This window comes from Pseudomonas sp. H3_C08 (genome assembly GCF_054669455.1).
On the sequence record NZ_CP162803.1, the window covers coordinates 5,970,536 to 5,992,257 of the forward strand.

Here is a 21,722-nt window from a genome sequence, read left to right on the forward strand (position 1 = left end):
GGGAGTCTATCAGGCGCTACGGGGTCTGTCGGCTCAGGAGGTGGGCGTCGTGGCACGGTTCTGCTGATCACGCTCGGCTACCCAGTGCTCGATCAGCTCGCGCAATTGTGACAACTCGACCGGCTTGGACATGTGCCCATCCATCCCGGCCTGACGCGCGCGCTCCTTGTGTTCGGCGAGAATATGCGCCGTCAACGCCACGATCGGCGTGCGAATGCGTTGATTGCTGACTTCCCAGGCGCGCAATTGCTGGGTCGCCGAGAAGCCATCGAGGATCGGCATTTCGCAGTCCATCAGCACCAGATCGTAACGCTGGGCTTTCATCGCTTGCAGGGCTTCTTCGCCGTTGGCGGCGGTGTCCGGTTGCAGGTTGAGCTTGCCGAGCATGCCGCGAATCACTTTGGTCGAAATCGTGTTGTCTTCGGCGACGAGGATGCGGAAATCGCTCGGCACTTTCGCCGCCGTGGCCGGGGTGACCACTTGCGGCTGGAACACCACCTGACCTTTGTTGCGCTGGTTGAGCTCGTCGGCCAGGGTGGTCTTGAGGGTGTAGCCGGCCACCGGTTTGGCGAGGATGCGTTTGATCCCCGAGTTGCGCGCGATGATCTTGCTCGGTGCATTGCTGATGCCGGTGAGCATGATCAGCAGGATGTCGTGGTTCAGACTCGGGTCTTCCTTGATCTTGGCCGCGAGCTGCATGCCGGTCATGCCGGGCATGTTCTGATCGAGCAACACCACATCAAAGTAATCACGCAGGTGCGCCTTGGTCCGCAGGAGAGCCAACGCTTCCTTGCCTGAAGGTACGGCGCTGACATTCAGCCCCCACGCACTGCATTGCTGGACCAGCACTTTGCGGCAGGTGTCGTTGTCGTCGACCACCAGGACCCGCGCGCCCTGCAGCGGACTGTCGAGATCGGAGGTCGGGTGTTCGAGGCGGTCGGGGTCCAGCGGCAAAGTCAGCCATAACGTGCTGCCCTGATTGGCGCCGCTCTTGATGCCGAACTCGCCATGCATCAAGCGGATCAGTTGTCGCGCGATCACCAGCCCCAGGTTGCCACCCAGACGATTGGCCGAAAGGAAGTGCTTGCTGTGCAGTTCGGCGTGCATCAGTGCGTCGCGTTCTTCCTGCTCCATCGGTTCACCGCTGTCCTGCACGGCGATGCGCAGACGCGGTTTGTTGCTGCGCTCGTCGAGGGCGACGACGATCAGCACTTCACCTTCATCGGTTTTCTTCAGGGCGTTTTCCAGCAGGCTCAGCAGAGTCTGGCGCAGGCGGGTCGGGTCGCCACTGATCACCCGCGGTACTTGCGGCTGGATAAAGCTGATTAGTTCGACGTTCTGCTGTTCGGCCTTGGCTCGATAGATACTCAGACAGTCGTCGATCAAGGCATTGAGGTCGAACTGCACATCGTCCAGTTCGATCTGCCCGGACTCGAGCTTGGAGATGTCGAGAATCTCGTTGATCAACGTCAGCAATTCGTTGCCGGCGCTGTGAATGGTCTGCACGTAGTCGCGTTGCTTGACCGACAGTGGCGTGCCCAGCAGCAGTTCGGTCATGCCCAGCACGCCGTTCATCGGCGTGCGGATTTCGTGGCTGATCTTGGCAAGGAACTCGGCTTTGGCGTTGATCTCGGCATTACTCGCGGCGAGGTCGCGGCTGACGCTGAAACGACTTTCGGTGATGCTGCGCTGACGCTCGCCGAGGGCGATGCTCATCAGCAGCCCGCTGATACAGATGAATGCCATCAGGGTCATGATCAGACCCTGCGGCGAGACCAGTGTCAGCCCCAGCAACGCGGGAAGAATGATCAAGGTGCCGATGTTGAACACCACCATTGCGGCGACGAACAGGCGCGCCGGGCGGTAACCCTTCTGCCAGTGATAGAAGGCAACAAACAACATGCTCAGGCCGGCCAGGGCCACCAGGGCATAGGTGATGATGTTCAGCGGCAGGGTGTTGACGAACAGCAGCAACAGACTGCAGGTGACGATAAACAGGATGTCGCCAATCAACAGTTTGTTCAGCGGGTGCGGGCCGAGCGGCGCGAAGAAGCGATAGGCGAACATCAACCCTGCTGGAGCGGTCAGCAGCAATGCCAGATAGGCGCCCGGGGTCTGCACCGCGTGCCAGTTCGGCAGCCAGGGGCCGGCGAGGTTGAGCAGCAGCAACAGACTGAGGCCCAGCAGGCCCTCGCAGACCGCCAGCCACAGGCTGCTGCGCGAACGGGAGTAGGCGTAGCGCACAAGGTTGTGCAACAGCAGCATGGCGAGACAGCCGAACAGCAAGCCGAAGATCAGCGTCTGATTGTGGTTGGCCGCGCTCATCACCGCCGATTGCAGGGTGACGTGCGGGCGCAACTGGTGATCGGAGACTAGGCGCAGATAAACATCGAGCGGTTTGTCGGTCTGGGGCAACGGCAGCATGAAGTCGCTGCTCGGCAACGGCCTTTCGACCTGTGGCTGGTCGGTGCCGGTGTTGCGTTGCTCGATCAGCTTGTCACCGTCGAGTACGTAGAGATTGAGCTGTGACAGGTCGGGGGCAAAGATGCGCAGCACTTGTTCGTGCTTGCCCGGCGCCAGTTTGAAGCGCAACCACAGGGCGCCATCGGGCTCGGCCGCAGTGAGGCGGTCGAGGTCGATGGGGCTGAATTGATTGGTGTAGCGAGCGGAGCGGATATCGCTCAGTTGCAGATTGCCCTGATCGTCAAGCAATACCGACCAGCCACTGCCTTGCGCGGCCTGGGCCGGGAGCATGCAGAGCAAGGTCAGCAACGTGACGGTGAAGCTTATGGCAATCCTGAGCCAGCGCACGGCGAAATCCCTTCGTAGGTTGATGCCAGAATATAACGATGCGCCGCGGCGGAACAGTCCGGCGAGGAACGGTATCCCTCGCCGGACTTGATGAACAGCTTATTCCTGGGTTTCGCCACGTTCACGGGCAATGGCGCGGTAGCCAATGTCCTTGCGGTAGAAGCAACCTTCCCAGTCGATGGCCTCGGCCAGCTTGTAGGCTTGCTGCTGGGCTTCACCGACGCTAGCGCCCATTGCGGTGGCGCAGAGTACGCGACCACCGGCAGTGACGACCTGACCATCCTTCAGCGCGGTACCGGCGTGGAAGACTTTGCCTTCCAGGCTGGCCGCTGCGTCCAGACCGTTGATCGCCGCGCCCTTGGCGTAGTCGCCCGGGTAGCCGCCAGCGGCCAGCACGATGCCGACGCTCGGGCGTGGATCCCACTGTGCTTCAACCTTGTCCAGCGCTTGCGCCAGAGCGGCTTCAACCAACAGCACCAGGCTCGATTGCAGACGCAGCATCACCGGTTGGGTTTCCGGGTCACCGAAGCGGCAGTTGAACTCGATAACCTTTGGATTACCAGCCTTGTCGATCATCAGACCGGCGTAGAGGAAACCGGTGTAGACATTGCCTTCTTCAGCCATGCCACGCACGGTCGGCCAGATCACCAGATCCATCACGCGCTGGTGCACGTCGGCAGTGACCACCGGGGCAGGGGAGTAGGCACCCATGCCGCCAGTGTTCGGGCCGCTGTCGCCGTCGCCAACACGTTTGTGGTCCTGGCTGGTGGCCATCGGCAAGACGTTTTTGCCATCGACCATGACGATGAACGAGGCTTCTTCGCCGTCGAGGAACTCTTCAATCACCACGCGCGAACCGGCATCACCGAAGGCATTGCCAGCAAGCATGTCGCGCACGGCGTCTTCGGCTTCGGCCAGGGTCATGGCGACGATCACGCCTTTACCGGCGGCCAGGCCATCGGCCTTGATCACGATCGGTGCGCCTTTTTCACGCAGATACGCCAGGGCCGGCTCGATCTCGGTGAAGTTCTGGTAGTCGGCGGTCGGGATCTTGTGGCGAGCCAGGAAGTCCTTGGTGAAGGCCTTCGAACCTTCCAGCTGCGCAGCGCCGGCGGTCGGACCGAAGCAGTCCAGGCCACGGGAGCGGAACAGATCAACAACGCCAGCGACCAGCGGCACTTCCGGGCCGACGATGGTCAGGGAAACGTTTTTCTCGGCAAAGTCGGCCAGTTGCTCAAGGGCCAATACGTCGATGGCGACGTTCTCGCACTTGGCTTCGATGGCGGTGCCAGCGTTGCCCGGTGCGACGAAAACTTTCTGCACGCGCGGATCCTGAGCCACTTTCCAGGCCAGGGCGTGTTCACGGCCACCGCTGCCAATGATCAAAACATTCATTTCAAAAACCTCAAAAATCTGTCAGGCGCTGCTGGAGCGCTTTATGTGGGAGCGAGCCTGCTCGCGAAAGCGGTGTGTCAGTCAAAACAGCTATGACAGACAGATTGCATTCGCGAGCAGGCTCGCTCCCACATTTGAACCGGTATATCAGTGACGGAAATGGCGCATGCCGGTGAACACCATCGCGATGCCAGCCTCATCGGCAGCAGCAATCACTTCAGCATCACGCATCGAGCCGCCCGGCTGGATCACCGCAGTGATGCCGACCTTGGCCGCGTTGTCGAGGCCGTCGCGGAACGGGAAGAACGCGTCCGATGCCATCACCGAACCGGCAACTTGCAGGCCAGCGTGCTCAGCCTTGATCGCGGCGATACGCGCCGAGTTTACGCGGCTCATCTGGCCCGCGCCGACACCGATGGTCTGACGGTTCTTGGCGTAGACGATGGCATTGGACTTGACGTACTTGGCCACTTTCCAGGCGAAGATCAGGTCGTGGATTTCCTGTTCGGTCGGCGCGCGTTTGGTCACGACTTTGAGGTCATCGGCGCTGATCATGCCGATGTCGCGGCTCTGTACCAGCAGTCCGCCATTGACACGCTTGTAGTCCCACGCGGCTGCGCGGTCTGCCGACCACTCGCCGCAGGCCAGCAGGCGCACGTTGGCTTTGGCCGCAACGATGGCGCGGGCTTCTGCGCTGACGCTCGGGGCGATGATCACTTCAACGAACTGACGCTCGACGATCGCTTTGGCGGTCTCGGCATCCAGTTCACGGTTGAAGGCGATGATGCCGCCGAACGCCGATTCGGTATCGGTGGCGTAAGCCAGTTCATAGGCCTGACGGATGCCGCCTTCAGCGTCCGGGCTGACGGCCACGCCGCATGGGTTGGCGTGCTTGACGATCACGCAGGCTGGCTTGACGAAGCTCTTCACGCATTCCAGCGCGGCGTCGGTGTCGGCCACGTTGTTGTACGACAGTTCTTTGCCTTGCAGTTGGGTCGCGGTAGCGATGCCGACTTCGGCAGGCTTGGCTTCCACGTAGAACGCCGCGCTCTGGTGCGGGTTCTCGCCGTAGCGCATTTCCTGGGCCTTGATGAACTGGCTGTTGAAGGTGCGCGGGAATTCGCTGCGGCCTTCAGTGCTCAGGGTTTCAGCCGCTTGATTCACGGTGCCCATGTAGTTGGCGATCATGCCGTCGTAGGCGGCCGTGTGTTCGAAGGCCTTGAGCATCAGGTCGAAACGCTGCGCGTAGGTCAGGCCACCGGCTTTCAGCCCTTCCAGGACGCTGGCGTAATCGCTGGCATTCACCACGATCGCTACGTCTTTATGGTTTTTCGCTGCCGAACGGACCATGGTCGGGCCGCCGATGTCGATGTTCTCGATGGCGGTCGGCAGGTCGCAGCCTGGCTTGTTGATGGTGGCTTCGAACGGGTACAGGTTGACCGCCACCAGATCGATCGGCTTGATGCCGTGCTCGCTCATGATTGCGTCGTCGATACCGCGACGACCGAGGATGCCGCCGTGGATTTTCGGGTGCAGGGTTTTCACCCGACCGTCCATCATTTCGGCGAAACCGGTGTAATCCGCGACTTCCACTGCGGCAACACCGTTGTCGCGCAGCAGCTTGAACGTTCCGCCGGTGGAGAGGATCTCGACGCCCAGAGCTTCAAGCTCCTTGGCGAATTCGAGGATCCCGGTCTTGTCGGAAACGCTGATCAAGGCGCGGCGGATCGGCAGGCGGGTAGTCTGGTCGGTCATCTCAATTTCCATCAAAAGCAAAGGAAGTCAGCAAAAAAGGCGACCGTTTTTTACGCGGGCGCCTTTCTGGTTTGATTGAATGCTTACAGCAGATCGTACTGCTTGAGTTTCTTGCGCAGCGTGCCGCGGTTAAGTCCGAGCAGCTCACTGGCCTTGGTCTGGTTGCCCTTGACGTAGTTCATCACGCTTTCGAGCAGGGGAGCCTCGACTTCGGAGAGCACCAGGTTGTACACATCCGTGACGGACGCGCCCTCAAGGTGGGCGAAATAATTGTGCAGCGCCTTCTCGACACTCCCGCGAAGGGTCTGGCCTTCTTCGCTCGGGGTATTGAGGTGCTGTTTCAAATTCACGTTGTCGCTCACGGGTGCTGTTCCACTCACTAAAGTCTCGGTCATCATCGTCATGCGGCCACCCCTTCTTCGTCCCCTGTCAGGCTCTTGTAACGCTCGGCGAAAAACTCCCGAACGTTGGCGCATTGTGTTTCCGTACCATCCAAACGATTGAAGTGGGCGCGAAACTCCCTGGCGCCCGGCAAGGTTGCGAGATACCAGCCCACATGCTTGCGCGCAATGCGCACGCCCATCACATCCCCATAGAAAGCGTGAAGGGCGGCCAGATGCTCCAGCAGAATGTGTTCCACTTCGATCAGTTCCGGTGCCGGCAATTTCTCGCCGGTACGCAGGAAGTGTTCGATCTCGCGAAAAATCCATGGCCGCCCTTGGGCGGCGCGGCCTACCAACAGGCCATCGGCACCGGTCGCGTCGAGCACGTAACGGGCCTTTTCCGGCGAATCGATATCGCCATTGGCAAACACCGGCATCGACACCGCCTGCTTGATCGCGGCAATCGTGTCGTACTCGGCTTCACCGGTGTACAGATCGGCGCGAGTGCGGCCATGCACTGCCAGCGCGGTGATCCCGGCCTGCTCGGCGATCTTCGCCACGGTCAGGCCGTTCTTGTTGTCGCGATCCCATCCGGTGCGGATCTTCAAGGTGACCGGCACATCAACCGCAGCCACAACGGCCTGCAGGATCTCGGTCACCAGTGCTTCGTCCTTCAACAACGCGGAACCGGCGGCCTTGTTGCAGACCTTCTTTGCCGGGCAACCCATGTTGATATCAATAATCTGCGCGCCCAATTCGACGTTGGCCCGGGCCGCATCCGCCAGCATCTGCGCGTCGCCACCGGCAATCTGCACCGAGCGGGGCTCGGGATCGCCTTCGTGGATCATGCGCATGCGCGACTTGCGGGTGTTCCACAGGCTCATGTCACTGGTGACCATTTCCGAGACTACAAGCCCTGCGCCCAAACGCTTGCACAGCTGACGAAAGGGCTGGTCGGTGACGCCCGCCATCGGGGCGAGAATCAAGCCGTTCTGCAATGTGTATGGGCCGATGCGTACCGCCGACATAGGACTTCCCTGAGGTGGGGCCGGATCATGAGAGTTCGAAAAAGGGTTGGCATGATACCCGCTCTCGATGACTGGATAAAGGCTGAATTGAACAAAATCTGAACAGTTATTCCGTTATCGCCACAGGTTTGGTTGTGGGTGGCAAAGTCAGAAAACCGCCGTCAATTGCAAACCGCCGCAGGGATTCACTCGGGCGAGTGGAAACTCAGGCTGTAATTCACTGCTTTCGGGCCTGGGTCGAGGATATCCAGCGCAATGTGGATCGGCGTTTGCGGCGGCATTTCCGCCAGACCTTCGAGGTCCCCTCTGAGGTATTCGCCGGGTTTGAAGCGACGACTGGCGATCAAGTGGCCATTGAGGTCGGCGAAACGCAGTTCCAGTAATGGAAAGGGCTGAGAGAACGTCGCGCGGTTATAAATGATCGCGTCGACCACCAATGCGCCGTTGAACTCCGGATGACTGCGCACCACCAGGTTGCTGCTCTTGATCCGGGCGATGTCGACCTTGGACGGCACCGTGCAGCCGATCTGCGGGCAGATTTGCTGGAACCACGGACGGTATTGATCCTGGCGGGCGAGTTCGTCGAAATGATAGGCGATGTATTGGGCAGCCAGTCCGCCCGCCGCCAGTAGCACCAACAGCAACCAGAGCAAACGGCGTCCCCACGGCGAGCGGCGTTTCTGCCAGTCCAGTTGCAGCGGGTCGTCAGTCAGGTCCTGCAGGACTTCAGCACGTACACCGGGTTCTGCGCGCTCGCGCTTTTTGCGCAGCGGCTCGATCGATGGCAACTCGTCGCCGTCATCGTTATCGTCGCTGGCAGAAAATCGTTCACGACGGGCATTCGGATCGATCGGGTCGTGAAGGCGCAGTTGCGGGATCGCCGGCTCGTCGTCGAGATCTACCGGTTCCAAAGTCAGCGAAGGCTCGGTGCGTGCGGCTTTGGCCGGTTCGATCTCCGAGACTTCCGCCTCGTCGTCGGGCTCGATCGTGTGCTCATCGGCATGTTCGCTGAACAGGCTGTCGCGCCAGACGGTTTCGTCCGGCTCAGGCATGTCGCGCCGGGCGCTCAGGGAATCTTCGCGGGGACGACCGAATTCGGTGGTCGGCTGGATTTCCCGTTGCTCGAGGCGGGCAAGTTCCTGGTCCAGATCGAGGCTGTCGAGATCCAGCTCCGAGGCGCTCCACTGCTTTTGGCTGATGGCGCGCGGTGCCGGCGGCTCGACGATGGCTACGGGTTCGACGGCTGGCGTCGACTCGACAATCGGCGGTGGCTCCGCAATCGGCAGTGGCTCGGCAAGCGACGGCGCGAGCGGCGTCACCGCGTCCTTGCCAGCGTGTTGTTCCAGCAGCTGTTTGGCGGCATTGAACACTTGCAGGCAGGAGCCGCAGCGAACCACCCCGCGGGCCACGCTCAATTGAGCATGGCTGACACGGAAACTGGTTTGGCAATGCGGGCACTGGGTGACGAAACTGTCAGTCATGCGGCGATCCGGATTATGCAGGCGGACATATTAGCGCCGACGGCCGGTGATGCGCACCCAGCCATCGCGATTGGCGATCGGGTCGAGATCGAAGTCCTGTGCATAAGCGGCAGCGACTTCATCACCTTGTTCAGCGAGGATGCCCGACAGGGCCAGACGACCGCCGGATTTGACCAGGCCAGACAGTTGCGGCGCCAGCGAAACCAGCGGACCGGCAAGAATGTTGGCAACCAGCACGTCAGCTTGAACCTGCGGCAAGTCTTGCGGCAGGTACAGCGGGAACAGTTCGTCGGCAATATTGTTGCGACCGGCGTTGTCGCGCGAGGCTTCCAGTGCCTGCACGTCGATGTCGGTACCAACGGCTTCTTTCGCACCGAGCAACAGGGCGGCGATCGCCAGAATTCCCGAACCGCAACCGAAGTCGAGCACGTCGCAGTCTTTCAGGTCCTGGCCGTCGAGCCATTCCAGGCACAAAGCGGTGGTCGGGTGAGTGCCGGTGCCGAACGCCAGGCCCGGATCCAGCAGCAGGTTGACCGCATCAGGTTCCGGCGCGGCGTGCCAGCTCGGCACGATCCACAGGCGCTGGCCGAAACGCATCGGCTGGAAACCGTCCATCCAGCTGCGTTCCCAGTCCTGATCTTCGATGACTTCGCTGTGGTGTTCGGGCAGCGGGCTGCCGGTCAGCAGTTCCAGATGGGCCAGTACCGGGGCTGGTTCGGTGCCGCCTTCGAACAGCGCCAGCAAGTGGGTGTGCGACCACAATGGGGTGGTGTTGAGTTCCGGTTCGAAGATCGGCTGGTCTTCGGCGTCCATGAAGGTCACCGACACGGCGCCGACTTCGAGGAATGCGTCCTCGTAGGTTTCGGCTTGTTCGGGGGTGATGGCGAGACGGACTTGCAGCCAAGGCATGGCGGGCACCTTTGAAAATCTGTGGGGCAGCCCGAAGCTGCAAAAGCGCGCAGTTTACGCCAGGTCGCCGGCAAAGTGGACACGCCTCTTGGCTGTTACACATTCGCCGGCGCGATATACATATGTATCCCCGGAGCGCGGTTGCCGGCAAATAGAGTGAAAGCTCATTTCTACGCAAGCGGGCTGGACGATATGGCGAGTGAACAAGGGATTGTAGAAGAAAAACCACCGGAAGCCGCTGCGCCCACAGGGACGGCCCAGGAGATTCTGCTGCGGATCACGCGTTGGCAGGTACTCATCGACAAGCGCCTGAGCAGTCAGCTGACCTTGTTGGAGGCCATGGAAACTTTCGCGTTGACCGAGCTGCGCAATCATTACCCGCACGGCAATATCGATCCGGGTTTTGTGCTGGCTTTGCTCGATTCGATTCTGCAGAAAATCATCGACGGCAAGCCGATGATGTATCTGGCGATTCAGGACGCTCCGTACCGCTGGCCGGGTGCTGCTGACCGGGGATTTCCGCTCGGCCATCGTCAAGCGGTCATCCAGACTGTGGAGAGCGTTTCTGAGCATTTCCTTGATCAATACAAAAACTACCTGCGAACACATTGGGAAACCAAAGGGCAGGAGCCTGCGTTCGATCAGTTGGTTTTGCGCAAATTGCAGCGTTATATCGATGACATCGACGCGCTGTTCCAGACTGACCGGCTCGTGCGACTGACGCCGGATCGATTGCGCAGGCAAATCGAAAAGGTTCAGGAGCGAGGCGCTCGCCGCTATCGGTTGACCGCACTGGCAACGGGTGCGGAAAAGAAGAGGCTCGAAGCGCTGTCATACGCGCAATTGCCGCATTGGCTGCGGGTGCTGAACGAACCGGAGCGTGCCAGGCTGCGCCGTTATCAAGAACAGACGTCGCAGGCCCAGGCAGCGCTCGATGATCTGCTAGAAGGCTACGGCTCGTTGCGCGCCTATGCCCGGCAACAGGCGATTGACTATATCCAGCTCAAACTCGACATGGAGGTGGAACCGGACCGGATCGATGTCCGCCTGAGGTGGCTTTCAGCGGTCGGCGAGCCGACGCAGAACCGCAGTTTGAGCCAGTTGCTCGCGGCGGGGCCGATCGGTACGGATTTCGCTGCCGTTCTGGAAGTCACCAGTGGTCCTTCGCGACGCAATCAGCCGCTGGAGCCGGCATTCATCGCCGACATGCTGGCCGACCAGGATTATCCGGTCGGGTACCTGCGAGCCCTCGCCGGGCAGTATGAGCGCGAAGACGTACAAAAGGCCTTGATCGACTGGTTTGTCGCGCGACTCAAGCAAAGCGCGTTCGTTGCGCGTTGTGCGGGGCATCTGGCGGTGGGCGATCATGATCGTCTCGAATCGATGTGGGCAGGGGAAGCCATGGGCGAATCCTTGCGCGTCGCCGCACTGACTTTACCCAACGGCATGCAGTGTGCCGACTTTCTGGTGTTTTACCGGCAAGAGCCTGCACCAGCGGTGAGCGATCTGCTGCTGTACGCGCCAAACAAGCCAGACGGCCAGGAGTGGGTGCGCCTGCCTTCGCTGGCGGCATTGACCGGAGAGGTCTGGGGCTGGACGCAGAGCGAGTCCGGTCGCGAATATCTTTTGCAGCAGCTTTCTCCCACTGCCCATCGGCGAGCGCGGGAGTATCTTGTCGCCGTGGCTGCCGACCCTGGCCGTTGGGGTATGAGCAGTGATATTCGGCGTGCGCCCCTGCCGTTCGCTCAGTGCGTCGAAGCGGCTGTAAAAATGGGCCTGGCCAAAAACCTGCAGCAGGTCGAAGAGGACAACTTACTGCGCTGGAACTCAACGCTGACCCTGGATGCGCGTCGACGCCTCAGTAGTCTGAATCAGGAGCTGGTTGTTCATCAGCAGGTCTTCAATGAGTTGCTGGGCGGTTTCGAAGTCTTTGTCGACTTTGCCAGACGCACGGTGGCCGCAGAGATCGCGCCTTATATGCGTAGCAAACAGGTGCTGGAACCGGTTGATCCGGCCACCGTGTTGATCGATTACAACGCCGGCATCGCCGATCGCAGGAAACAGTCGGTAGCCAGCCTGCTCGATCTGGCGATCTACGGCTATGACGACAACGCAGGTATCGACAATCCGAAAAAGGGTGTGCGCTCATCCGTTGGCCAGGATCTGAGCGAGGTGCGCAGCGCCGATCTGGCGTTGTATCTGCGCGGGGCTTGGCTGGGTGAGAAGTACGCCAGCGAGATCCGAGGCAAATATCTCGACGCTCGCCATGCGGACTACGAGCCGCGCCGGTTTGCCTGGCGCAATGTGCTGCTGTCGACAATGGATCGTGACTTGCGGGTTGCGCGAAGTCAGGCACGGCTAAGCGACACGGTGTATACAGCGCTCGTCCGCCAGGTCTCGCTGTTGAGTCAATTGCCAACGTCAGGGGGCCATTTGCCGGGCGCCAACAGGGTCACGACTGACGGCGTATTCAGGTTTACTGTGCGTGGTCATGTCGTACTCGGGGTTTATGTTTTTACTGCTTTCGATCCCGAGCCGTCTTGGTGGTTGTATACCCCGGATGCTCCTGACGGCCTTGCGGTGCGCCCGTACCATTCACTGTTTGGCGACATCGCCGGCGAGCTGCATGACTACTTGATGGCGCGCACGGCGGTTGCTGCACGCAAAACCGTTTCGCTCTCCTTGCATGCGATAGCGGTAAAAAATCAGCGCGTCGATACGCTGTACGAAGCGCAGCGAGTGAGCGACGCGCGGGTTGAGTTCAACGCTTACATCGAGCGCACGGTTACGGATGTGCACGACATCACGACCAGCCGCGCGGAAATGATCGAAAGACAGGTGGTCAAGGGACTGATGTTCGCCGCCGCGCCGTTCTGCATGGTGTTTCCGCCCTTCGCCTTGCTGCTGGACGTGGTGTTCATTGCCGTCAGTGCCGGTGATGCCGTCGCGGCGCATCTGGAGGGCGATGTCGATGGCGCGCTCGGCCATTGGCTTGAGGCGTCGTGGGGCGCGCTGTTTGCCATGGTTGGCGCCGGCAGTACGGTCAAGTTACTCGGGCGCACGGTCAGAAATCTGAAGCACACGACGCGGCCGGTCTCATTGCTCACCGAACGCTTGAGCACCGTGGCTCCGATTCGCAAGGAAGCGCTGCCGGCGGTTCGCAAGGTGCGTTTTCACGCCAGACAGGCCGTCAGCAACAAGCCGGATAATTTGCAGCAGGTCACTGAAGAAGGTGTCTTTTTTGGCACATGGCGCAGTCCGCCCAGTGCTGCACAGCCCCAGCCGACCTATTACATCCGCAACAGAGGCAAGTACTTCCAGTTCAGGGAAAACCCGCATTTCGGCGGGCTCAGCCTGATCGATGCCCGGCGCCCCGAAGCCATTTATCAGCGCCCCGTACGTCTGACCGCGAGTGGCAAATGGACGCATGACCGGGTCGGGCTGCGCGGCGGCAATGATCAGGTACGTAATCTTGGTCGAGTGAACAATCTGCGCAATGCGTTTCCCGGCCGGGTCGAGCCAGTGCTGAACCGTGGTGCGTTGCAGGGCGAGGCTGTGGTGGCGAAGTTTGTCGCCGGGTCTATGGACAATTATCTGTTTTCGCTGAATGCGCAGACCTGCGTGATTGCCTCGATGTACAACCCGGCGACAAAGGTCGGCGCAGTCATTCATTTCGATCACAACATTCGCTCGCTGATCAACCACACCGTCAAGGATGCGATGACGCGTCTGGGAGGCTCGCCCAAAGATGTTCGGGTCACGCTGGTGGGCGGTGACTGGCTGACCGGCACCGACATCGGTGGACCGGTCAGGAGTGTATTGCGTCAACAGGGGCTGAGGCCGACATGGGATTACTGGTCGTATTCTTCCTGTCTGGGTAATACCTATGCTGTTTCGTTGAATCTGAACAACGGTGTTTCGACGGTGTTCAAGACTTCTGCCAGCCAGGTTGAACGCTTGTATTCGCCGGTTTTGCAGCGGGCCAGATATGCCAGCGATCCGGTGTCGAAACGTGCACAGGTATTCATGGAGCGGTTTCGTCGAAAGCCATTGCACCAAGATGCCTCTGGCGCTGTAGTCGACCAGAACGGGCGCCGGGCAACCCCTGAAATGATTCAGGGGCAGGCTTTTACCTTGGTGTCGATGTACTGATGCGCTGGTTGCAGGCATAAAAAAACCCGATCCACAGGGATCGGGTTTTTCCACGCCAGGTCAGTCTTACGACTGCTTGGCCAGCTTGTGCTCGAGGTAGTGAATGTTCACACCACCTTTGCAGAAGCCTTCGTCACGAACCAGGTCACGGTGCAGCGGGATGTTGGTCTTGATCCCGTCAACCACGATTTCGTCCAGGGCATTGCGCATGCGGGCCATGGCTTCGTCGCGGGTCGCGCCGTAAGTGATCAGCTTGCCGATCAGCGAGTCGTAGTTCGGTGGAACCGCATAACCGCTGTACAGGTGCGAATCGACGCGAACGCCGTTGCCGCCTGGTGCGTGGAAATGCTTGACCGTGCCCGGGCTCGGCATGAAGGTTTTCGGGTCTTCAGCGTTGATCCGGCATTCCAGCGAGTGGCCACGAATAACCACGTCATCCTGAGTGAACGACAGCTTGTTGCCAGCGGCGATGCTGAGCATCTCCTTGACGATGTCGATACCGGTAACCATTTCCGAAACCGGGTGCTCCACCTGAACACGGGTGTTCATTTCGATGAAGTAGAAGCGACCGTTTTCGTAGAGGAACTCGAAGGTGCCGGCGCCACGGTAACCGATGTCGATGCACGCCTTGACGCAACGAGCCAACACTTCTTCGCGAGCCTTCTCGTCGATGCCCGGTGCCGGCGCTTCTTCGAGAACCTTCTGGTGGCGGCGTTGCAGCGAGCAATCGCGGTCGCCCAGATGGATGGCGTGGCCCTGGCCGTCGGACAGAACCTGCACTTCGACGTGACGCGGATTGGTCAGGAATTTTTCCAGATAGACCATCGGGTTGCCGAACGCCGCGCCTGCTTCGGAGCGGGTCAGTTTCGCCGAGGCGATCAGGTCTTCTTCCTTGTGCACCACGCGCATGCCGCGACCGCCACCGCCGCCAGCGGCTTTGATGATCACCGGGTAGCCGACTTCACGACCGATGCGCAATGCCGTTTCTTCGTCTTCCGGCAGCGGGCCGTCGGAACCTGGAACGGTTGGCACGCCTGCTTCGATCATCGCGTGCTTGGCCGAGACCTTGTCACCCATCAGGCGAATGGTGTCGGCTTTCGGGCCGATGAACGCGAAGCCGGAGTTCTCGACCTGCTCGGCAAAATCGGCGTTTTCCGCGAGGAAACCGTAGCCTGGGTGAATGGCGGTAGCGCCAGTCACTTCAGCGGCAGCGATGATGGCCGGGATGTGCAGGTAGGACTGAGCGGCAGAAGCCGGGCCGATGCAGACGGATTCGTCTGCCAGACCCAGGTGCATCAGCTCTTTGTCGGCCTTGGAGTAAACGGCGACGGTCTTGATGCCCATCTCTTTGCAGGCACGCAGAATCCGCAGGGCGATCTCACCGCGGTTAGCGATCAGAACTTTTTCCAACTTCGCAGTCATCAAAGGCTCTCCGCAGTTCAAACGATGGTGAACAGCGGTTGGTCGTACTCAACCGGCTGGCCGTCTTCGACGAGGATGGACTCGATCACACCGCTGGTTTCAGCTTCGATGTGGTTCATCATCTTCATGGCTTCGACGATGCACAGAGTGTCGCCTTTCTTCACGGTCTGGCCGACTTCAACGAAGGACGGCGAGGTTGGCGAAGATTTGCGATAGAAGGTGCCGACCATCGGCGAACGGGCAACAGTGCCGTTCAGCGCTGGTGCAGCAGCGGCAGCCGGGGCTGCGGCAGCAACCGGAGCAGCGGCGGCGGCAGGTGCGGCAGCCGGAGCGTGCATCGGAGCCGGCGCGTAGTACTGCTGAGCCGGGGTCTTGCTGTGACGGCTGATGCGTACGGACTCTTCGCCTTCCTTGATCTCGAGCTCGTCGATGCCGGACTCTTCCAGCAATTCGATCAGTTTCTTAACTTTACGGATATCCATGAATCATCAACTCCCAAGGGTCGGTCAGGGGCGTTTAACGCTTGTAGTTCAAGCCGTTGCCTGTGTTTCAAGCTGTTCTAGCGCAGCCTCCAGGGCCAGTCGGTAACCGCTGGCGCCAAGGCCGCAGATCACTCCCACCGCTACGTCGGAGAAGTAAGAGTGATGGCGGAAAGGTTCGCGTTTGTGCACGTTGGACAAATGCACTTCGATGAATGGGATGCTCACTCCCAGCAACGCGTCACGTAATGCGACACTTGTGTGCGTAAAAGCTGCTGGATTGATCAGAATGAAATCGACCCCTTCGCCACGCGCGGCGTGGATACGGTCGATCAATTCGTACTCGGCATTGCTTTGCAGATACAGCAGATGATGGCCGGCTTCACGGGCGCGGCGCTCCAGATCCTGATTGATCTGCGCCAGGGTCGTTGAACCGTAAGTGCCGGGTTCGCGGGTGCCGAGCAGGTTCAGGTTGGGGCCGTGCAGCACCAGGAGGGTCGCCATCTGCGTAGTCCTTGTTATGAATGAGCAATCGTCAGAACCCGGCGACTATGCCGCAAAGACTTTGTGACTGTCCAGTTCTATGCAATAGCCAGCACGATGGCCGATGTTTGCGCGAAATATGTGACCAAGTGGTTTGATCCGGTCACTTGTAGTGATTGTGCTGACGCCTTCGCGAGCAGGCTCGCTCCCACAGGGGTACATATTCCAATGTGGGAGCGAGCCTGCTCGCGAAGGCGGTTCATCAGACGCGAAATGCCTGAACGGCCGTATGCAGTTGCCCGCCCAATACCAGCAGATTCTCACCCTGCTCACGCCCGCGGCCGATCCGCACCAGATTATCCCCACCCAACTGATGAATCCGCTCACTGTGATCGCGAATCTCGCTGACCGCGCCGCTCTGCTGCGCCGTGACGTCGGCAATGCGGATCGCCGTGTCGGAAATGGTCTGGATCGCGCCGACGATTTTATCCAGCGCACCATCCGCCGCTTGCGCCTGATTGGCCGTGGCTTCGGCGTGCTCGACCTGCGCGCGCATGCCTTCAACCGATTGACGAGCAGCGGTTTGCAGGCCGGCGATCAGGGTTTGAATCTCGGCAGTTGCGCCGGCTGTACGTTGTGCCAGCGAGCGCACTTCTTCAGCCACCACGGCAAATCCTCGACCCATTTCCCCGGCACGCGCCGCTTCGATCGCCGCGTTAAGCGCCAGCAGGTTGGTTTGATCGGCAATCGAGCGAATCACCGTCAATACGCCACCAATGGTCGCTGACTCCTCGGCCAGATGCTCGATCATTTGCGCGTTGCCCTGAACCTCACCGACCAGCGCGTGCAGGCCGGTGAGGCTTTGGCCAATCACGGTCTGGCCGTGCTCGACCGCCAATCCGGCGTGACGACTGGCATCCGCTGCCTGCTGTGCATCGCCAGCGACCTGCTGAATCGTCGCCTCCAACTCGCCGAGTGAATCGCGGATCAGCGCGGTGTCACCGGCCTGATGTTCGGCGCCGTTGTGCAAGTCGTTGCTTAGTTCGGCGAGTGTGCGACTGCTGCCTGCGACTTGTTCGGCATTGCCGCGAATTGTCCCGACCAAATCCACCAGGTAGGCACGCAAGCGATTGAGCGAGGCCTCGATGTCGTGCAGTTCACGGTTGGTTTTGCCCAAATGAATGTCGCGGCTGAAATCGCCTTCGGCCCAGTTCGACAGCGCCGGAGCGAGATTGGTCAGCGTGCGGGCCAGCCGCCGCTGCAAGGTGTCGATGAGCAACGCAATCAGCAGAATCAAGCCGATCATCACGCCTTGCATCAGCCGCACTTCGCCTTGAATTTGCCCGTGCTGCGCGCGCACGACCGGCTCAAGTCCGGCGATGGCCTGCTGCACGGCGGCGATTTTCTGGTGGGTGGCGGTGCTGAGGTCGGTGCGTTTCTGGATTTGATCCCGTGTGCGTGCAAGCTCCGCCGGATAGCGTCCGAGCAAGCTGTTGAGCTCACGTTTGAGCCCGACACCGGCGTCTTCGGCAACGGCTTTTTCGCTGCTCTCGATGCCCATCAGCGCGGCGAAATCGTCGCTGCCCGATTCATTGTTGGCGACGACGCCGAGCAAGGGCAGGGCATCAATCACTTGAGATTGCGAGCGGATATTGGTGACTTCGCGCTCAACATCGGCGGCCAGTTCACTGCGCCCGCTGCTGACCAGTTTGTCCCGCGCCAGTGACAGCTTGCCCAAGTGCTGCGAAGCGACGAGCAACGGCGTCAGATAAGCCGCATTGCCGTTGGCGTAAGTGCTGAGCTGATCGAGGCTGGCGCTCAGTTCGCGCTCTGCCTGCAACAGCAAGGCCTGCGGGTCGCCCGCCAGTTTGCCGGCAGCGAGCAGGTCGGTCTTGCTGAATTCATCAAGGCCCGACAGGCTCGGGCGCAGGGTGTCGGCCAGCGCTGGCGGCAATTCGCCGAGTTCTTTCTGCAAATTGTCGATGGCCTGACTGGCACTGCTCAGGCGCAAGGCGTCGCCGCTGGCGAGGTAATCCTCGACGTTGCGTGCCACCTCGTTCTGAAATTGCTGCGACAGCCCCAGATAACGCTCCATCAACAGATACGGGCGCTCAAGGGCTTTTTGCGACCACCACAGCGTCGCGCCGAGTGCGAGGCACACGGCGACCAACAGCAGGGTATTGAGATTGGTGAGCAACTTCAGGCGCATGACGGCTACCAACGGCAGAAATGGTAAGCGCCTGAATTTATTGCGGTTCTGTTACAGGGTTATGACCGAATCAGTGGAATCCGATGAAAAAGTGGCACTTTGCTTTGAGTCGCGCGCGGTCTGCACGCGATTGCGTCCGGCGCCCTTGGCGCGGTACAGCGCCTCATCGGCCTGACTGGCCATCATCAGGCTGTCGCAGTCATCGTGCATTTCCACCACGCCGGCGCTGAAGGTGCACCACAAATCCTGCGGCTGCGCCGGGTAGTGGATTTCAGCGAAGCGCTGGCGGATCTCGTCGAGCACTTTGTGCGCGGCCTCTATATCGGTGTCGGGCATGACGATGGCGAATTCTTCGCCGCCGTATCGGCCAATGAAATCGGTTTTGCGCAAACGCTGCTTGAGAAACAGCGCGAGGCTCTTGATCACCCGGTCGCCCATCGGGTGGCCGTGGCTGTCGTTGACCCGTTTGAAATGGTCGATGTCGAGCATGGCAAAGCTCAATGGCTTGTTCTCGCGGCGGGCGCGGAACGAGCAGTCTTCGAGCAATTGCAGAATGTGCGTGTGGTTGTACAGACCGGTGAGGCTGTCGCGGACCATCCGTGCTTTGAGATTGCGCGCGCGGGCGGCGCGGTTGCGCACGGTGGTGATCAGGTGGCGCGGCTTGATCGGTTTGGTCAGGAAGTCATCGCCGCCCTCGCTCATGGCGTCGAGCTGCTTGTCCAGATCGTCCTCGGCCGACAGGTAAATGATCGGCACGCTGACATAGCGATCGTTATGGCGAATCACTTTGGCCAGTTCGGTACCGGTGCAGGCCGGCATGTACATATCGAGGATGATCAGATCGGGCTGGAAATCGGCCAGTTCCGCCATCGCCTGAATCGGTTCGATCAAGGTCCGCGTGACGATGCCGGCGCTGTTGAGCAGGCGCTCGGTGTGCAAGGCCTGCGCACGCGAATCGTCGATGATCAGCACTTTATAAGGTTCGTACTGGGCGACGCAGGTGAGGACTTCTATCTTTTCCAGCAGGCTCGACGCTTCGAGGGTGCCGGTGAGGAACTCCTGGCCGCCGGCGCGCACGGCGGCGAGGCGGGTTGGCGTGTCGGTTTCGTGCAGGCTGAAGAACAGCAGCGGCAGCGGTTCTTCCAAACCGACCTGGGCCTCGGCGGCGAGTTTCAGGCCGATGCCGGCGCCGCTGAAATCGACGTCCATGACGATCGCCGCGGGCAGGCGCTCGACCATCGAGGAGCGAAACGCCGACACACTGTCCAGCGCCTGCGCGCTCAGACCGAAGAATTCCAGTTGTTTGGCCAGGCGTTCGGCGCGGTCGTGATCTTGCAGCATCACATAGATCGGTTTGCGCAGCGGTGGCAGGAAAGTCTGGTCGAGTTGATCGCCATGGCGCAGGCCGGTGCGTGACAAGCGCTGCATCAAGCGATTGAGGTCGGTGATCAAGCCACTGCTCAGGCGACCGCGATTGGCGTCCACCGCTTCCAGCGATTGGCTGATATGGCGCGCAAGCTGCGTGTGTTCGGGCTGTTCGAAGCGCTCGGCAAAACGCAGCAGGCGCAGGTTGGCCTCGCTCAGTTCGGCGAGATCGACATTGGACCACTCAGTGCGTTGCAGGCGCTGCCATATCTCAAGAATCTGACGTGCCTGATGAATTACCCGCTGGGCAAAGTGGTGCTTGAGACGCTCACGGCTGGGGTCTTCTGGCTCGGTCATATCCTGACTACTAGTTAGGCTGCATGCTGAGATCGACTGGTGGCTCTATGCTAGCACCTCTTTTCCCTTACACGAGTGTCGTACGTCAATAATCTGCAGTGCGTCACCATTCAGTTTCTGACCGGGCGGTTTTGTTTTTGACCTGAGTGTCTGACAAGTCCCCGTAGGCCGGGCACTCCCTGACTAAGCTGGGTGATCAGGATGACGGCGCAGTCGTGCTTTTATCCGTGCAGTGAATGACCTTTGCGATGGTTTTCAATCCGATGGGCTGAAGCATGGGCATCGGGGATTCCCTTAGTCATCGTCGAAGCGTCATTCGCCCATACGAATTGCGGCTTATCTTTACGCGCGGGTGCCCGGCCCCGGCACGTTGTTGTATGGTTGTGGTCGAACCGTTGAACCCAAGTGATTGAAAGGATATCGCCATGCTGGACTGGAAAAACCGCGCGGGCAGCGCGCCTGAACGTGCCGCCGAACCCAAGTCGGCCACCCGCAGCTATGTTGGCGGATTACTGTTCAGCCGTGCATTGGCCACGCTGATCGGCATCTACCTGCTGGTGACCATTGGCCTTGGCTGGTACTGGAGCCAGGAGCCGGCGCTGTTTCCGGTCGCACAAAACGCGCAAGTGGCGGCCGAGAAAGAAGGCAAGCAGATGGTGATCGGCTACACCACCGTCGAAACCCTGAAGACCGTTGCCGGCACCTTGCTCAACAAGCCGGGCGGCTACATTTCCAACGACCGCTTCCCGCCGGGCCTGTGGATGGACAACACGCCAAGCTGGGAATACGGCGTGCTGGTGCAGGTGCGTGACCTGACCCGTGCCCTGCGTAAAGACTTTGCCCGTTCGCAGTCGCAGTCGGCGGAGGATGCCGATCTGGCCAAGGCCGAGCCGCGTTTCAACTTCGACAACAAAAGCTGGATCCTGCCGTCGAGTGAGTCGGAATATCAGGAGGGCATCAACTCGCTGAGTCGTTATCAGGCGCGCCTGTCCGATCCAACCCAGAAAAACGCGCTGTTCTATGCTCGCGCCGACAACCTGAACAACTGGCTGGGCGATGTCGGCACCCGTCTCGGTTCGCTGTCGCAACGCCTGTCGGCCAGCGTTGGCCGGGTCAAACTCAATACCGCGCTGAAAACCGAAGTGCCGGCGATCGGCGAAGTACCGCAGGTTGACGAAGAAGTCGTCGAGACCCCGTGGATGCAGATCGACAACGTGTTCTACGAAGCGCGCGGTCAGGCCTGGGCGCTGTCGCACCTGCTGCGCGCCATTGAAGTCGATTTCGCCGATGTGCTGGCGAAGAAGAACGCCACGGTCAGCGTGCGTCAGATCATCCGTGAACTGGAAGCCTCGCAGGAGCCGGTCTGGAGTCCTATGATTCTTAACGGCAGCGGCTTCGGCGTGCTGGCCAACCACTCGCTGGTCATGGCCAACTATATTTCCCGGGCCAACGCCGCGGTGATCGATTTGCGTCAACTGCTCAATCAGGGCTGA

General features: G+C 60.3%; 14 protein-coding genes. 2 read left to right on the forward strand and 12 right to left on the reverse strand.

All coding sequences use genetic code 11. From position 1 onward, the window contains the following. Positions 1-33: 33 nt before the first annotated feature. The 7 genes from AB4N74_RS27105 to prmA all read right to left on the reverse strand — a co-directional run bounded on the left by AB4N74_RS27105 (position 34) and on the right by prmA (position 9,762). A complete protein-coding gene (locus AB4N74_RS27105; protein ID WP_093430241.1) occupies positions 34-2,811 on the reverse strand; it encodes a hybrid sensor histidine kinase/response regulator in 2,778 nt (925 codons plus the stop codon). A 99-nt stretch (positions 2,812-2,910) separates the two neighbouring features. Then, positions 2,911-4,206: a phosphoribosylamine--glycine ligase gene (gene purD / locus AB4N74_RS27110; RefSeq protein ID WP_116255825.1), complete on the reverse strand. Its 1,296-nt coding sequence runs from the start codon at positions 4,204-4,206 to the stop codon at positions 2,911-2,913. A 147-nt stretch (positions 4,207-4,353) separates the two neighbouring features. After that, positions 4,354-5,961, reverse strand: a complete 1,608-nt coding sequence (gene purH / locus AB4N74_RS27115) for a bifunctional phosphoribosylaminoimidazolecarboxamide formyltransferase/IMP cyclohydrolase (RefSeq protein WP_095047355.1) — start codon at positions 5,959-5,961, stop codon at positions 4,354-4,356. A gap of 83 nt (positions 5,962-6,044) precedes the next feature. Beyond that, complete coding sequence (fis, locus tag AB4N74_RS27120; RefSeq protein ID WP_003221275.1) at positions 6,045-6,365, reverse strand: DNA-binding transcriptional regulator Fis; 321 nt, start codon at positions 6,363-6,365, stop codon at positions 6,045-6,047. Beyond that, positions 6,362-7,372, reverse strand: coding sequence for a tRNA dihydrouridine synthase DusB (dusB, locus tag AB4N74_RS27125; protein WP_093430243.1), 1,011 nt, complete (start codon positions 7,370-7,372; stop codon positions 6,362-6,364). The genes fis and dusB overlap by 4 nt, the downstream gene beginning before the upstream one ends. Positions 7,373-7,557: 185 nt before the next feature. After that, positions 7,558-8,853, reverse strand: coding sequence for a DUF3426 domain-containing protein (locus AB4N74_RS27130; protein WP_099757888.1), 1,296 nt, complete (start codon positions 8,851-8,853; stop codon positions 7,558-7,560). Positions 8,854-8,883: 30 nt separating this feature from the next. Further along, entirely contained in the window at positions 8,884-9,762 is an 879-nt protein-coding gene (gene prmA, locus AB4N74_RS27135; protein WP_093430245.1) for a 50S ribosomal protein L11 methyltransferase, read from the reverse strand. Between the two features lie 192 nt (positions 9,763-9,954). On the opposite strand from prmA, the gene AB4N74_RS27140 reads away from it, so the two are divergent. Beyond that, complete coding sequence (locus AB4N74_RS27140) at positions 9,955-13,914, forward strand: type III effector 1 (protein WP_460097793.1); 3,960 nt, start codon at positions 9,955-9,957, stop codon at positions 13,912-13,914. A 66-nt stretch (positions 13,915-13,980) separates the two neighbouring features. Here AB4N74_RS27140 and accC read toward each other — a convergent pair whose 3' ends face one another. The 5 genes from accC to gcbA all read right to left on the reverse strand — a co-directional run bounded on the left by accC (position 13,981) and on the right by gcbA (position 20,229). Continuing rightward, positions 13,981-15,336, reverse strand: coding sequence for an acetyl-CoA carboxylase biotin carboxylase subunit (accC, locus tag AB4N74_RS27145; RefSeq protein ID WP_093430247.1), 1,356 nt, complete (start codon positions 15,334-15,336; stop codon positions 13,981-13,983). A gap of 17 nt (positions 15,337-15,353) precedes the next feature. After that, positions 15,354-15,818, reverse strand: a complete 465-nt coding sequence (gene accB, locus AB4N74_RS27150; protein ID WP_093430248.1) for an acetyl-CoA carboxylase biotin carboxyl carrier protein — start codon at positions 15,816-15,818, stop codon at positions 15,354-15,356. Between the two features lie 48 nt (positions 15,819-15,866). Then, the gene (aroQ, locus tag AB4N74_RS27155; RefSeq protein ID WP_093430249.1) at positions 15,867-16,319 is read right to left on the reverse strand and encodes a type II 3-dehydroquinate dehydratase; all 453 of its coding nucleotides are present in this window, start codon (positions 16,317-16,319) and stop codon (positions 15,867-15,869) included. 241 nt (positions 16,320-16,560) lie between these two features. Then, complete coding sequence (locus AB4N74_RS27160) at positions 16,561-18,507, reverse strand: methyl-accepting chemotaxis protein (protein ID WP_460097795.1); 1,947 nt, start codon at positions 18,505-18,507, stop codon at positions 16,561-16,563. 51 nt (positions 18,508-18,558) lie between these two features. Next, on the reverse strand, positions 18,559-20,229 hold the full coding sequence (gene gcbA, locus AB4N74_RS27165; RefSeq protein WP_093430251.1) for a diguanylate cyclase GcbA: 1,671 nt from the start codon (positions 20,227-20,229) through the stop codon (positions 18,559-18,561). 425 nt (positions 20,230-20,654) lie between these two features. On the opposite strand from gcbA, the gene AB4N74_RS27170 reads away from it, so the two are divergent. Further along, positions 20,655-21,722, forward strand: a complete 1,068-nt coding sequence (locus AB4N74_RS27170; RefSeq protein ID WP_016984927.1) for a DUF2333 family protein — start codon at positions 20,655-20,657, stop codon at positions 21,720-21,722.

Bases quoted from the DNA above. Each gene is read 5' to 3' on its own strand.
- AB4N74_RS27160 (WP_460097795.1), bottom strand. From the start codon at position 18,507: ATGCGCCTGAAGTTGCTCACCAATCTCAATACCCTGCTGTTGGTCGCC.
- dusB (WP_093430243.1), bottom strand. From the start codon at position 7,372: ATGTCGGCGGTACGCATCGGCCCATACACATTGCAGAACGGCTTGATT.
- prmA (WP_093430245.1), bottom strand. From the start codon at position 9,762: ATGCCTTGGCTGCAAGTCCGTCTCGCCATCACCCCCGAACAAGCCGAA.
- AB4N74_RS27130 (WP_099757888.1), bottom strand. From the start codon at position 8,853: ATGACTGACAGTTTCGTCACCCAGTGCCCGCATTGCCAAACCAGTTTC.
- AB4N74_RS27140 (WP_460097793.1), top strand. From the start codon at position 9,955: ATGGCGAGTGAACAAGGGATTGTAGAAGAAAAACCACCGGAAGCCGCT.
- fis (WP_003221275.1), bottom strand. From the start codon at position 6,365: ATGACGATGATGACCGAGACTTTAGTGAGTGGAACAGCACCCGTGAGC.
- gcbA (WP_093430251.1), bottom strand. From the start codon at position 20,229: ATGACCGAGCCAGAAGACCCCAGCCGTGAGCGTCTCAAGCACCACTTT.
- purH (WP_095047355.1), bottom strand. From the start codon at position 5,961: ATGACCGACCAGACTACCCGCCTGCCGATCCGCCGCGCCTTGATCAGC.
- purD (WP_116255825.1), bottom strand. From the start codon at position 4,206: ATGAATGTTTTGATCATTGGCAGCGGTGGCCGTGAACACGCCCTGGCC.
- accC (WP_093430247.1), bottom strand. From the start codon at position 15,336: ATGACTGCGAAGTTGGAAAAAGTTCTGATCGCTAACCGCGGTGAGATC.
- AB4N74_RS27170 (WP_016984927.1), top strand. From the start codon at position 20,655: ATGCTGGACTGGAAAAACCGCGCGGGCAGCGCGCCTGAACGTGCCGCC.
- aroQ (WP_093430249.1), bottom strand. From the start codon at position 16,319: ATGGCGACCCTCCTGGTGCTGCACGGCCCCAACCTGAACCTGCTCGGC.
- accB (WP_093430248.1), bottom strand. From the start codon at position 15,818: ATGGATATCCGTAAAGTTAAGAAACTGATCGAATTGCTGGAAGAGTCC.